This is a genomic window from Lachnoclostridium sp. An76 (genome assembly GCF_002161355.1).
GTDB lineage: Bacteria > Bacillota > Clostridia > Lachnospirales > Lachnospiraceae > Mediterraneibacter > Mediterraneibacter caccavium.
Map to the genome: position 1 here is coordinate 221,328 of NZ_NFHL01000002.1, position 13,234 is coordinate 234,561.

12 protein-coding genes and 1 tRNA gene are annotated in these 13,234 nt (G+C 54.7%); all 13 read right to left on the reverse strand.

Annotation, left to right across the window (positions count from 1 at the left end; translation table 11 throughout):
* Nucleotides 1-29: 29 nt before the first annotated feature.
* The gene (locus B5G27_RS05250; protein WP_087177891.1) at nt 30-1,457 is read right to left on the reverse strand and encodes an ABC transporter permease; all 1,428 of its coding nucleotides are present in this window, start codon (nt 1,455-1,457) and stop codon (nt 30-32) included.
* Nucleotides 1,423-3,081, reverse strand: coding sequence for a COG1361 S-layer family protein (locus tag B5G27_RS05255; RefSeq protein ID WP_087177892.1), 1,659 nt, complete (start codon nt 3,079-3,081; stop codon nt 1,423-1,425). Before B5G27_RS05255 ends, B5G27_RS05250 begins: the two co-directional genes overlap by 35 nt.
* The gene (locus tag B5G27_RS05260) at nt 3,068-3,814 is read right to left on the reverse strand and encodes an ABC transporter ATP-binding protein (protein WP_442911426.1); all 747 of its coding nucleotides are present in this window, start codon (nt 3,812-3,814) and stop codon (nt 3,068-3,070) included. The genes B5G27_RS05255 and B5G27_RS05260 overlap by 14 nt, the downstream gene beginning before the upstream one ends.
* A 587-nt stretch (nt 3,815-4,401) precedes the next feature.
* Nucleotides 4,402-5,049 carry a xanthine phosphoribosyltransferase gene (locus tag B5G27_RS05265; protein ID WP_087177894.1) on the reverse strand — a complete coding sequence of 216 codons (648 nt, stop codon included), beginning with the start codon at nt 5,047-5,049 and terminating at the stop codon, nt 4,402-4,404.
* A complete protein-coding gene (locus B5G27_RS05270; protein WP_087177895.1) occupies nt 5,046-5,699 on the reverse strand; it encodes a YesL family protein in 654 nt (217 codons plus the stop codon). Before B5G27_RS05270 ends, B5G27_RS05265 begins: the two co-directional genes overlap by 4 nt.
* A 90-nt stretch (nt 5,700-5,789) precedes the next feature.
* Nucleotides 5,790-5,860 (reverse strand) — tRNA-Gly (locus tag B5G27_RS05275).
* A 75-nt stretch (nt 5,861-5,935) separates the two neighbouring features.
* Nucleotides 5,936-7,246 carry a putative ABC transporter permease gene (locus tag B5G27_RS05280; protein WP_087177896.1) on the reverse strand — a complete coding sequence of 437 codons (1,311 nt, stop codon included), beginning with the start codon at nt 7,244-7,246 and terminating at the stop codon, nt 5,936-5,938.
* Between the two features lie 38 nt (nt 7,247-7,284).
* Nucleotides 7,285-9,819 (reverse strand): FAD-dependent oxidoreductase, encoded by a 2,535-nt coding sequence (locus tag B5G27_RS05285; RefSeq protein ID WP_087177897.1) that lies wholly within the window; start codon nt 9,817-9,819, stop codon nt 7,285-7,287.
* 42 nt (nt 9,820-9,861) lie between these two features.
* Nucleotides 9,862-10,497 carry an endonuclease III domain-containing protein gene (locus B5G27_RS05290; RefSeq protein ID WP_087177898.1) on the reverse strand — a complete coding sequence of 212 codons (636 nt, stop codon included), beginning with the start codon at nt 10,495-10,497 and terminating at the stop codon, nt 9,862-9,864.
* Entirely contained in the window at nt 10,494-11,465 is a 972-nt protein-coding gene (locus B5G27_RS05295) for a putative ABC transporter permease (RefSeq protein ID WP_087177899.1), read from the reverse strand. The genes B5G27_RS05290 and B5G27_RS05295 overlap by 4 nt, the downstream gene beginning before the upstream one ends.
* Entirely contained in the window at nt 11,465-11,911 is a 447-nt protein-coding gene (gene rpiB, locus B5G27_RS05300) for a ribose 5-phosphate isomerase B (RefSeq protein WP_087177900.1), read from the reverse strand. Before rpiB ends, B5G27_RS05295 begins: the two co-directional genes overlap by 1 nt.
* Before the next feature lie 5 nt (nt 11,912-11,916).
* Nucleotides 11,917-12,054 carry a hypothetical protein gene (locus tag B5G27_RS15960; RefSeq protein WP_162611195.1) on the reverse strand — a complete coding sequence of 46 codons (138 nt, stop codon included), beginning with the start codon at nt 12,052-12,054 and terminating at the stop codon, nt 11,917-11,919.
* 143 nt (nt 12,055-12,197) lie between these two features.
* On the reverse strand, nt 12,198-13,190 hold the full coding sequence (locus tag B5G27_RS05305) for a DnaJ C-terminal domain-containing protein (protein WP_087177901.1): 993 nt from the start codon (nt 13,188-13,190) through the stop codon (nt 12,198-12,200).
* Nucleotides 13,191-13,234: the final 44 nt, after the last annotated feature.

Here is a 13,234-nt window from a genome sequence, read left to right on the forward strand (position 1 = left end):
TCCCCGCTTTCTTCCTGCTCCATATGCCGTCACTGGCTGCGGATCGCTTCCAGCGGGCTCAGCGCCATCGCCCTGCGCGCCGGGAAGTATCCCGCCGCTGTGCCTACAAATACGGCAAAGGCGGTCGAGACGAGGATAAGCCACACCGGCACAAAGGACAGATTGCCTGATATCCCCATGCTCCCTCCCGAGACAAATGTATTGACCACAGCCGACATGGCCAGGCTCAGCAGATTTCCGATGACGCCGCCGGCCAGCCCGATGAATGCGGCTTCCATCAGGAAAAGCTGTCTGATATTTTTCAGCCCGCATCCGATCACCTTCATGACCCCGATCTCTTTCGTCCGCTCATAGATGGACATCATCATCGTATTCGCGATACCGATCGCCGCCACTAAAAGCGATACCGCTCCTATCCCGCCCAGGACAGCCTGGACCATGGCAAACTGCTTTTTCATACTGTCAATGTACTCTGCGTTTGTCTCCACATTATAGCCCATGCTACGGATCGCGGCGGACAACTCTTCTACCTGTTCCATATCGTCTGCCTGGACTTTTGCAGAACTGTATACAAATTTACTGTATGGCTTTCCGCTCTTTGTGGAAGGCTGCCCGGGTATCACACGGCCCCTGAATTCCTTCTTCAGATATTCTCTTAATTTATCAAGATCACAGTATACTTTAAACGAGTCTGTATTATAGCTGTCCATACCGCCAGCCACCACGCCGCTGCCTTTTACCACATATTTTTTCGGGGCAGCCTGCGGCTGTGCACCCTGCGTCCCGCTCCCGGACGTCCCGTCCCCGCTTTCCGAGGCTCCGGCTCCCGGGGTATTCCGGGACTGGTAATAGCCATCCTGGTCAAGGATCAGGAACAGGTTGTCATTCTTCAGGTCAATGTCCGGCACTTCCCCTGTATCCCAGTATGCCTTCCCTGTCCCTTTGTCATAAAAATTCGTAAGGACCGCATTTCCGTAAACCAGCTCCAGCTGTGCGCTGTCCCCGTCAGGCAGTTTCCCGCCCGGCTCAAGCTCCAGGTTGATCGATCTCAGCCCTTCCTGTGTCATGCCGCACAGCTCAAGGCTCCCCTCATATCTCCCTTTTACTGCCACAGCTGACAGATCAAGCACTGGTTCCACGCTTTTCACATGTTCCAGCGAGCGCAGTTCTTTGATCAGGTCGTCCGTGACATATTTCTGTCCCTTTTCGCCGGAGGCACCCCCGGATGTTCCTGCGGACCCCATGGGCCCGTCCGTCTTTCCAGTCACCGTAAGGCCCGTGGTCCCACCATTTTTCTCAACTTCCGCGTACATGGATTCCTGGAGCCCAAGCCCCAGGGATATCATGACTACGATAGAGGCAGTTCCGATCACAACGCCGAGCACAGTGAGGAAAGTCCGCAGTTTTCTCCGCTTAAGGCTGTTAATGCTCATCCTCAGTAAATCGCTCCACCTCATCGAACATCTCCTCCTCTTCCGCTTCATGGTTCTTTTTCTTCCTGCGCTTTATAAAGGCCACTGTTCCTCCTGCCGCGGCCGCAATGACTGCCAGGACCACTGCTGCCAGGATCCCCGGGCTTCCGCCTTCCTCCGGCACAGCTTCGGGCATCATCCCTGCGTCTTCAACTGCCGCCTCTTCCAGGACCGTCATCTGAAATTTCTGTTCCGAGGTGCTTACATTCCCCGCGTCGTCCTCATAGGTCAGCACAAGCTTACATTCTTCGGTTCCTTTTGTCGCCTTCTTTGCGGTTACGATGGCGTCGATCGTCCCTGTCGCCCCCGCATCCAGATTCCCGATGAACTGCTCCTGCGTATCGATCATTTTCCCTTCAAAACGTGCTTTGACATTGTACATCTTTACACGTCCCAGGTTATACAGACTGCAGGAGATATTCACCTCCTCACCGACGGATACCGTATCCGGAGCGATCTGCATCTTGCTGAATTCAAATCTGGCTTCCTGACGGACCGGGATCGCCAGGCTGGACTGCGCTTCATACTGAGCCGCCGCGCTGTCCTCGTATTTCATGCTCATGCTGATACTGTACGGCTTCTGCACCAGGTCTGCCCTGGCGTTGAGCTCTATGGATATATCTTTCGTGCCGCCCGCCGGGATGCTGTCCAGATAAATGGAGCTGGAACCTGATGCCGGGAGGAATGCCGGCGCCTCTGCCGCTGCTTCTGTCCCCGACGAAGGAGCCTGAAGATCAAAAAGCAGATTCGAAACTCCTGTCCGGGACGACGTATTTTTCAAGTGTACGATCAGCTTGAAGTTGCTTCCCGCACGCACTTCTCCCGGCTCAGTACTGAAACCGGTGACAATGACCCTCGGCACGGAAGTGCCTGCGGAACTGCCTCCCCCGACAACTGCCGGCTCACTGTTATATACGCTTCCCGCTTCCGGCGCTGCTGCCGGTCCATTCCATCCGGCCCCCGCCGTCTGCCCTTCAGCTCCCTGCCCGCCGGAAGTCTGCCCGCCGGGGACCTGGACATCTCCTGACGGCTTCCCGCTGCCCTGGCTGTCTCCGGAGGCTGCTCCCCCGGAGGGATTTTCTTCCGCGGAACCGGGTTTGGCCTCTGTTTTTACAAAGACATATTTTTCCGCTTCATACGCTTTTTCACCGTCATCATATGTGATCCGGAACGTCAGTTTATATGCCTTTCCGGTCACACTTTCCTTCACTGTGAGAGGCACATCTCCGCCGCCCCATACTGCGTCCGCTTTTTCACCGGCCTGCACTGCTCCAAGATCCTGGTCATAATTCAGCTGGTCCAGCTCAAACGGCCAGTCAGCCTCTGACTTTATGACCGGAGCGATCCGCACATTCTGCGCATCCGTATTTCCTGTATTTTTTACGCTGATCCGAAGCTTTGCTTTCTCACCCGCGCGGAAAACCGGGGTCTCCTGTCCGTCTCCCACGCTGAGCTGTATGCGCGCAAGTGTCTTGTCTGCTCCTGTCTGCGCGCCCGCCTGCACATTTCCCGCGTACACCGCCGAAGGCAGGGCCATCGGCAGTAAAAATGCCGCGCACAACACTGCGGCTGCTGTCCTCTTTAACATCGTCCTCTTATTTGTTCTCATTCTCACTGTCCCTCCTGTTTTCCTGTATCCGTACGATCTTCCCGTCTATGATATGTACCACCCGGTCTGCATACTCTGCCTCATGGGGATCGTGGGTCACCATGACCAGGGTCCTTCCCTGTTCCCTCACGATCTTCTGCATCAGGCGCATAACCTCCTCCGAAGTATGGGAATCCAGATTTCCCGTCGGCTCATCCGCAAAGATGATCTTCGGATCTGCCACAAGTGCCCTCGCGATCCCCACTCTCTGCTGCTGCCCGCCGGACATCTGGTTCGGCATATGCATCTTGTGCTTTCCAAGGTTTACCAGCTCCAGCATCCTGTCCGCTTTCTTCATCCGGGTCTTTCGCACTTCACCCCGGAACGTAAGAGGCAGGGCTACATTTTCAAGTGCATTCATTGTTCCCAGCAGGTGGAACGACTGAAAGATAAACCCTACGTTTTCCCTGCGGAACCTTACCAGCTCATCCTCCTTAAGCTTTTCAATATGCCGCCCGCTGATGACAACCTCGCCCCGGGTCGGCCGTTCCAGCCCGGCAAGCATATTCAGCAGGGTAGATTTGCCCGATCCGGAAGTGCCCACGATCGCGCAGAATTCCCCCTCCCTGATGCAAAAGCTTACGCCGTCCAGCGCGCGCACAGCCGAATCGCCGATGCGGTACAGCTTATACAGATTGTTTACACATATAATATTTCTCACAGCATCCTCCTTGTAATTATATGGTAAACGCATATTAACTTACATTTTCTAATATTTTGTAAGGGAAATTTTGAAGATTTTCTTAATTGGCGTAAGAATTGCCAGAAAACCGCTGATACTCACAGGGCAAAAACAGCGTATTTTCGGGTTTTTCTTTCAGTCCGTGATTTCCGGGAATCCATGCAGTTCCCCGATCAGGTACGTCAAAGGCCGCGTTTCGCTATCTCTGCACCGGCGCTTTGCCCTGTGGGCCCGCCTGATCGCCTTTCCTGCCGTCGGGCCGCGGGATGCCTGCCGCCTCAAGATCTTTCTGCCCCATGCACGCTCACGCCCTGGAGAGCATGTTCAACCGGAATTAGTGCATTTGCAAGATTTTATTTACTTTTCACCTAATTTGTGATTTAATCATCTAACAGAGTTTTTGAAATGGGAATAGGAACAAACTTAAAAATAGCGCCCCTGCTCTGGTAAAGTAAGGCGCTATTCCAATAGATTTATTTTACCGGCGGCCAGGTGTGCACTGGCCAACGGCTCCCTTGTTAAGTATATTATAGTCAATATTTCAATATGTGTCAAATACCAATCATTCACCGATCCAGCCGCGAAAGGAAATACAGATTTTAATCCAGTGTGGAGCTCCTGCATATTTCGTCTTCCGCTGTTTTCACCGCGCCGCTGTCCACAGCAGCCTGGTCGCGGAACTGGATCTTCCCGGTCGCTGCGTCCATCCCGTCCACGATCGCCAGTGACTCTAACTGGAACCCGAGGTTGCGGATGATGCGCCCGCCGGACTGAAATCCTTTCTCAATGGCAATACCGATGCCCTCCACTGTCGCTCCTGCGGACTGTACGATCTGGATCAGACCCTGGAGCGCGCATCCGTTGGCGAGGAAATCGTCTATGATGAGCACATGATCCTCCGGTGTCAGGAATTTCTGCGCTACGATAACATGATTTTTACACTTGTGCGTAAAGGATTCGACCTCCGCCACATACATTTCCCCGTCCAGATTGATGCTCTGGGATTTCTTTGCAAATACTACGGGAACGTCGAAATGCTGGGCAGCCACACAGGCGATCCCGATCCCGGATGCCTCGATGGTAAGGATCTTATTGATCGGCTTTCCCGCAAAACGGCGCTTGAACTCCGCGCCCATCTGGTCCAGGAGCTTAATGTCCATCTGATGGTTCAGAAAGCTGTCTACCTTAAGTACATTTCCTTCTTTTACAACTCCGTCCTTTACGATACGTTCTTCCAGAAAATTCATCCTTTGTTCTCCTCCTCCGCTGCACTTTCACTGCCTTCAAATATTACAAACACCCTTCTCAGTAAATAAGAATGGATCCATGCGATAAGCGCGCCCCCGATGAGCAGCCAGAGCGGGAGGGCAAACATCAGAGTAACCGTGCTCCACAGGGATGCGATCACCGCCACTACAATGACCGCTGCCATCACAAAAGTATAAGGCAGTTTGGCCACAGCCAGGATCAGCGCGTTCCTAAAGGTATCCTTGATACCGTTCTCATACCTTGCGGTCAGCGGGAATATGTAGACCGTCACAGCGAGCAGCATAAAACCGAGAGCCATGAAGATCGCGCTCAGAACGATACCGGCTGTCCCGGGTATCATGCCTGCCACCCGGAAATCCACGGTCCATACGATACCGAGAAGCAGTAAGATGATCCAGATGATCGTGCTCTGCTTGAAATTCAGCTTAAATGCTTTGAAGAATCCCCGGAAAATATATCCTTCTTCGTTCCTTACCAGCCTCAGCATTACCGTATACAGCGCTGTGGTGGACGCCCCGATGGTTATGACCGGTATGCAGCAGATCAGCCACAGTACATTCAGGCATATCAAGTCCCCTATTTTCCCGATCGCGCGCATTACAACATTGTCTGTCCAATTAAATCTCATAATCTGTCTCCTGCTTTTCTTATGTTTTCTCCCAGTATAACACATCCTGGGCGTATCGGCACATATTCTCTGATTTTAGGTAACAAAAAAAGCGGGTGATGGGAATCGAACCCACGTATCCAGCTTGGAAGGCTGGTGTTCTACCATTGAACTACACCCGCGTCATCTCTGACACGAGTGATATATTATCACATCTGTGCCAGAAATGCAAGATTTTTTTCAGCAAATTTGCTCCGTCAGTCCGTCAGCTTCAGGTTCTCATACCTTTTTTCTATGAACCCATCCGGGAAGAACTCATCCAGCGCCTGCCCCACAGCAGTCTGTTCCGCTTTCCCCGCCTGGCGCTCCGAGTACCTTGCAAGCGCCAGCGCCGAGACGAGCATATCCGCTGCCAGAAGGACGAGGAGAACCGAGCACACCACTTTTCCCATCCGAGCCGGAAGTTTCTCGATCCACCGGGACAGGAAAGGATACACGCCCTTCATCCACACGACCGCGGCGATCCCCCAGAAAAAGCAGTACAGGAGATTGATCCTTCCGCCCAGGTTAAACGGGATCTCGCTGTAATCCCAGAACACGGTCCCGAATGCCATCTCAGTGAACACGCTGCACACATACTCATACGCCCCGCCGAGGACTGTGCCGAACACGAAGATATACCGGTCGCTCTTATCCCGGTACCGGTACAGGATCCATGTCAGGAGGGCGCACGCAAGCCCCCACACAATGCTGAACGGCCCGAACACCAGGCTGCTCCGGCTCATGAGCCTGCCGGTCGTCACCAGACAGAATACCGTCTCCACGATATCTCCGAGGAAAGCCCCCAGGATAAACAGGCTGGCAAGCTTGAAGAACCCGCAGCCCCGGGCGAAGCGTTCTTCCTTTGTCTTTACTCCCGCGCCTTCTGTCCCTTCTATATTCGGGAACGCTCTGACCATACGCTTCTGGATACGGGTGGTCAGCGCATTTTCCAGCAGCTTGGATGTCTTGTGGAGCTCTTCCGTGATCTGGGTGATCCTGCTCTGCTTCTTCTTTAATCCGAGCACCGCGATCCCTGAGCCCACGGCATCGATCACAAGCAGCACCCCCAGGATCCAGAGAAGGATGTTCCCCGCGAGCCTGGGGATCAGGTCGATGAGCCTGCACAGAAGCGGATCGAAAAAGCAGATCATGAGCACAGAACACAGTCCCCATATGGCGGAATTTTTCAGGCATACATACCCGTCCAGATTAAATTTCTCGTCCGAATAATCCCACCATTTTCTGTGGAAGATCAGCTCCAGGAGTCTCCCTGTCAGATATTCCACGAAGGTAGTCACGATCATTCCCCCGAGGAACAGGAAGAACAACCGGTCATGGAGCTCCGGCAGGAAGACAGCCACAGCGGCGGCCCCTGCCCCGTAGACAGGGCAGAGGGGTCCGCTGACGAATCCCCGGTTTACAAACTTGTGCCGGCGCACCGCAGCCATCGCGGCCTCGCCGCACCAGCCGATAAAGGAATAAACAAAAAAGATCCAAAGGAGCTGATAAACATGATAAGACGCCATCTGTCTTTCCTCTTCTGTATAATAAAATTTCTATCTTATTACGAGATCACATCTTTGTACTGTGCATGCCTGCCCAGTGCTTCTGTCATCTTCGCCATCTCCGACAGGTCCCCGATCAGGATCACTCCGGACAGCCTGTTGTTCAGGAAATAGTATTTCCTGTACTGCCCTTTGCCCATATCGCGGTATTCCACCGTCTTATACAGCAGGTCCGGATTCTTCCCGTTATCGCCTGCCGCAAAGAGTGCTGTATTCATGCCGTGGAAGGTAAGCGCAGCCGCCACGGGCTCATATTCCAGAGCCTCTCCTGCCGCATTTGCACCCGCTATGCGGCCCTGTTCCACAGCCTCAGGCCAGATTGCGTAATCTGCGCCCTCATATTCCGCACAGTCTCCACACGCGTACACGCCCGGCACGCTCGTCTCCATCCGGGAATCCACCTTGACAGCCCGTCCGGTCTCCAGTCCGATCTCCTTCGCCAGGCCTGTGTTCGCCCGCACTCCTGCGGAGATCACGACCAGCTCTGCCGGGATCACAGTCCCGTCGTCAAGACGGACGCCGTTTACATGCCCGTCGCCCTCGATCGCTGCCACAGACACGCCCGTATGGATCTCCACTCCATTTTTCGCTGCTGTCTCTTTTAAGATTTCCGCGGAGCCTGCATCCAGCTGCCGTCCCATGAGCACCGGGGCCACTTCGAGCACCTGCACGTCCAGCCCGGCTTTTTTCAGCTCCCATGCAGCTTCCAGCCCGAGCACGCCTCCGCCGATCACGACAGCCCTGGACGCGCTCTCCATGAGTCCTTCCAGCTTCTCCACATCAGAGAGCCTGCGGATCGCGATGACCTCCGGAAGGTCAGCCCCCTGGACCGGCGGGATAAAGCATTCGCTCCCGAGCGCATAGATCAGCTTTGTGAAATGCACTTTTTCCCCGCTGTCGAGCAGGACTTCCTTTTCCTTCATGTCCACGGACTCCACCCGTTTCCCGAGCATCTGCCATACCTTATTCTCCTCATACCAGTCCGGTCCTTCGATGGCGATCTGCTCCGCGCTCAATCCCGCCACGATCGACTTGGTCAGCATCGGGCGGTTATACGCTGCATAAGGCTCATCAGAGATCAGGATGACCGCTCCCGTCTTATCTCTCTCCCGGATCGCTTTGGCGGCATTGAACCCGGCCGCGCCGTTGCCCAGGATCACGTAATACTCCTGCGTATTATTGGTAAATCCGCTCTCTTCCACTTCCACGGGGACGAAATTCTCCTTCCCCACCCCGCATACCGGGCAGATCTCGATGGAAGAGTCAAAGATCTCGCCGCACACAAGGCATTTCACCAGGCTGCGCGCGCCTTTCTTCTTCGGCTTCACAGGCTCCTTATCCTGGACAATGCATCCGAACTGATACCCGTACTCATAAGCGCTGACAAGGTCTGCCTCAGACGGTTTGAAACGGACGCGGAATCCTTCTGATACTTTCATCCTGAGCTGCTTTAACCTCTCCGTGATATGGGGCACGCCCTCTCCGCTCCATCCGTAGCTTCCGAAAGCCCCGGCGAACTTCCCGCCATGGGTCCCCGGGAACATATTAAGCGTCAGGTCCCAGATCGGCTTCAGCGCTTCGCCGACGATGGTCGGCGTCCCCAGAAGGATGCCGTCCGCGAAGAGCAGCTCTTCGTTTACCTTCGCTGCGTCCGCCTCTACCATATCGTAAGAACGCACATCGATATCCCCGCTGTCCTTTACGCCCTCCGCGATCTTCTCCGCCAGTGTCTTCGTATAGCCATAGGCGCTCACATAGGGAATGATGACCGTCTTTTTCGGGTTCGGGTTCACTACTGTGGACCACTCCCTGTACTGTTTCATGACCGCTTTGATGCGGTCTCCCACGAGCACCGGCCCGTGTCCCGTGCAGACCATGGAGATATCCATCTCCTCCACGCGGTCCAGCGCTTTCAGCATATACGGCTTGAACGGCCCGATGATGCAGTCGTAATAATATTTCAGCGCACTTTGGTAATCCGCCTCGTTTTTGATTTCCGTGGAGACGACTTCCGGCAGGCAGTAATGGGAACCGAAGGAATCACATGTCACAAGGATCTGTTCTTCTTCGATAAATGTGTACATGGTATCCGGCCAGTGGAGGTTCGGGACAAACAGGAACCGGAGCGTGCGGTTCCCGATCGTCATCTTTTCCCCGTCCCTGGCAGGGATCCCCACAAAATCTTTATTCACGATCTCCTTGAGGAAGCCCAGCGCGCAGCCGGTAGCGATGATCTTCATCTGCGGGCTTAAATCCAGCAGCATCTCCACGCTCCCCGCGTGGTCCGGCTCCGTGTGGCTGACCACAAGATAGTCGATCTTATGCACATCGGTTACTTCTTTTAATTTTTCAAGATACTCGTCAAAAAATTTCGCCTTTGCTGTCTCAAAAAGCACAGTCTTGTCCCCGGCCTTCATCACATACGAATTGTATGTCGTGCCAAATTCCGTGTACATGATGATGTCAAATACACGGAGCTTGTCATCGATGATACCTGTCCAGTAAAAGTTTTCTCTCAGTTTGATACTTTTCATACGATCCTCCTTTTCGGTGTGAATAAAAGAAACTGCCAGATATTATACCCCGGCTTTTTTACAGATATCCGCAAGGCAGCACTTCTCGCAGTGAGGCTTTGTCCTTGCTGTGCACACGTCCCTTCCGTGATAGACAAGACGGTGGCAGAAATCGCTCCCCTCCTCAGGCGGGATGATCTTCCACAGCGCCATCTCCACCTTCTTCGGCTCTTTGATCCCGTCTACGAGCCCGATGCGGTTCACCAGGCGGATACAGTGGGTATCCGTCACGATCGCAGGTTTTCCGAATACATCTCCCATGATCAGGTTTGCGCTCTTGCGCCCCACGCCGGGGAGTTTCAGGAGTGCGTCAAAATCATCCGGCACCTTCCCGCCGTACTCATCTCTCAGGATCTTCATGCACGCGCTGATATCCCGGGCCTTGCTCCGCCCCAGTCCGCACGGCCGGACGATCTCCTCGATATCATCCACGTCCGCGGCTGCCAGGGCATCCACATCCGGGTATTTTTCATACAGGCCTTCCACGACTACATTTACGCGGGCGTCCGTACACTGCGCTGCCAGGCGGACACTGACCAGCAGTTTCCACGCCTGGTCGTAATCCAGCGTACAACCTGCGTCCGGGTACTCTTTCTTCAGGCGTTCGATCACTTCTAATGCCCGCTGTTTTTTTGTCATCTGTTTCTGTCCTCCATATTTTTTCTCAATTCGTCAAGCGCATTCCTGAACCGCTCGGATACCGCGGTGGGATTTCTCCAGAGATGGCGCGCCGCATGCAGATAGCTGCGGTCCGTGCGCTCTCCCATTTTCCCGATCTCCCGGCGGATATTCTGGCGGAGAGCTGCAAGCTCTTCCCTTCGCTCTTCCCCGATCATCTCCCCGACTCTGGACGGGATCTCTTCTTTAAGGAGCTGCTCTGCCCTCTGGTACAGTTCTTCCAGCTGCCTGCGCCTCTCCTGACGCTTCATGTCGATCCGTTCAAGATACGCGGCCTTGCGCGAAAGCCTCTTCCGGCTGCGCTCCCCGGAATAGCGAAGGTAGTCCTCCTTCGCGTCTTCCGCCGCGACTTTGAGCCTTTCCTGGAGCTTCCGGATCTGCTCCCTACTCTCCTCGAGCTGGGAGAGGATCCGCTTCAGATCCATCGCCTCGTTGAAGGACTGTGTCAGGTCCACCGCTGCTGCCACTGACAGCACGAGCGCCGCGCCCTCTGCCACGGCAAGGGGGATCCTGAGCACTGCGGTCTCGATGGGCACATGCACCACCCTTACGAGCAGGACGGAAAAGCATCCCCAGCACAGGGAAGAGGATACGCAGATGTAACCGTGGAGATTCAGCTTCTGGTTACTGTAATCCCAGTACCTCACATGGAAGAGCCGCTCCATCGCTGCCCCGGTAAAATATTCCAGAACAGTGGCCGCCAGCATTCCCAGGAGAAAGATCAGCACCATATTTTCCCGGACGCCAATGGTACTGACCAGGACTGCCAGCGCCCCGGAGCCGTACAGGGGCAACATGGGCCCGTGCATGAACCCTCTGTTTACCCACCGGCGTTTCCTCACAGAGACATAGCAGCTTTCCCATACCCAGCCGATAAAGCTGTAAATAAAGAAAAACAATACCCACTGGGAAAGATAATAAGCATGCATCACTGCTCCTTGTTTTCGATTTCCATGATCAGGTCCACTCTTCTCTGATGGCGTCCGCCTTCAAAGTCTGTGTCCAGCCATGTCTCCACGATCATCTTCGCCAGCTCCGGCCCCACCACTCTGGCGCCGAAGGCAAGGATATTGCAGTTATTGTGGGCGCGCGCCATTTTCGCCGTGAATGGCTCACTGCACACTGCCGCGCGGATGCCCTTTACCTTATTCGCCGCCAGTGAGATCCCGAGGCCTGTCCCGCAGATCAGGATCCCCTGCTCTACCTCGCCTGCCGCTACCGCGCGCGCAACGATCTCGCCGTAGACCGGATAGTCACAGCTCTCCGCTGAGTCCGTGCCGTAATCTACGACTTCATGCCCCTTTTCCTCCAAAAATGCGATGATCTCTTTCTTCATCTCTAATGCGGAATGATCATTCCCAATCCCAATCTTCATAATCCCTATCCTTTCTGTCTGTCAGTTCCCGCGCAGATCCCCGGGGTGCTTTTCCGAAACGCCTCTCCCCGGAGCTTCCCGCAAAATAAAAACGCCTCCGGCAGTACTGCCGGAGGCTGTGTCTGCTGTAACACCCCTATCATAACAAATCCTTCTTTTAAACGCAACTCATTCCACGTTCCGCTCATCCGCATTCTGCATCCCATTCTGCACCTGCATGTCATCGCGCATTTCATACGGCTGCATCTGCATGTCATCCCGCCTGTCATACGGCCGCATCCACCTGTCAGGCCGTCTGCGCGCGCCCTGCGCACGCTGCCTGGAACTCCCTGAGCTTCCGCTCCGCTTCCGGGCTTAAGCTGCGCGGCACCTGGATCTGTACCGTGACATACTGGTCGCCGTGCACGGAAGGATCTTTCATGGACACGATCCCTTTGCCTTTCAGCCGGATCTTTGTCCCGGACTGCATGCCCTTCCTTATCTTACACAGCACGTTGCCGTACAGCGTGCTGACGACTGCTTCGCCGCCGAACACTGCTGTCGTGAACGGGATCTGCACTGTCGTATAGACGTCCATGCCTTTCCTCTCATAGCCATCCTTTCCCCGGACCGTCACTCCAAGCAGCAGGTCGCCGTTCTCCCCGCCGTTTATGCCGGGCATCCCTTTTCCTTTCAGGCGCACTGTCTTGCCGGTATCGATCCCTGCCGGGATGTGTACCTGGAGAGACTGCACTGCCCCGCCGGCTGCCGCCGGATCCTGGAGGCGGATCACCTTATCGCATCCGAAGGCAGCCTCATCAAAGCTGACCTCTACCTGCGCGCGTACATCCTGGCCCTTCCGGCTGAAGTTCCCGCGGTATCCGCCGTGATGGAAGATATCTCCGAAAATATCCCCGAACATATCGTCCATATTGCCGCCTTCAAAATGATACTCCTGATATCCGCTCTGCGGGCCGCCGTATGCACGCCAGAATCCCCCGGTTCCGCCCGCGCCGCCGGCACTGTTCCATGCACCGCCTGCGTTGTTCCACGGACCTCCTGCTCCGCTCTGGTCGAATGCCGCATGGCCGAACTGGTCATACATCTTTCTCTTTTCCTTGTCGCTCAGTACATTATAAGCTTCTGTAACTTCCTTAAATTTCTGTTCCGCATCCGCGTCCCCTGCATTTGTATCAGGATGATATTTCTTCGCGAGCTTGCGGTACGCTTTCTTTATCTGGGTCTCATCCGCATTTCTGCTGACGCCCAGCACATCATAATAATCTCTTTTTTCTGCCATTTCACTCACCCTCCTGCATCTGTAACTCACTGGCATCTCCTCAG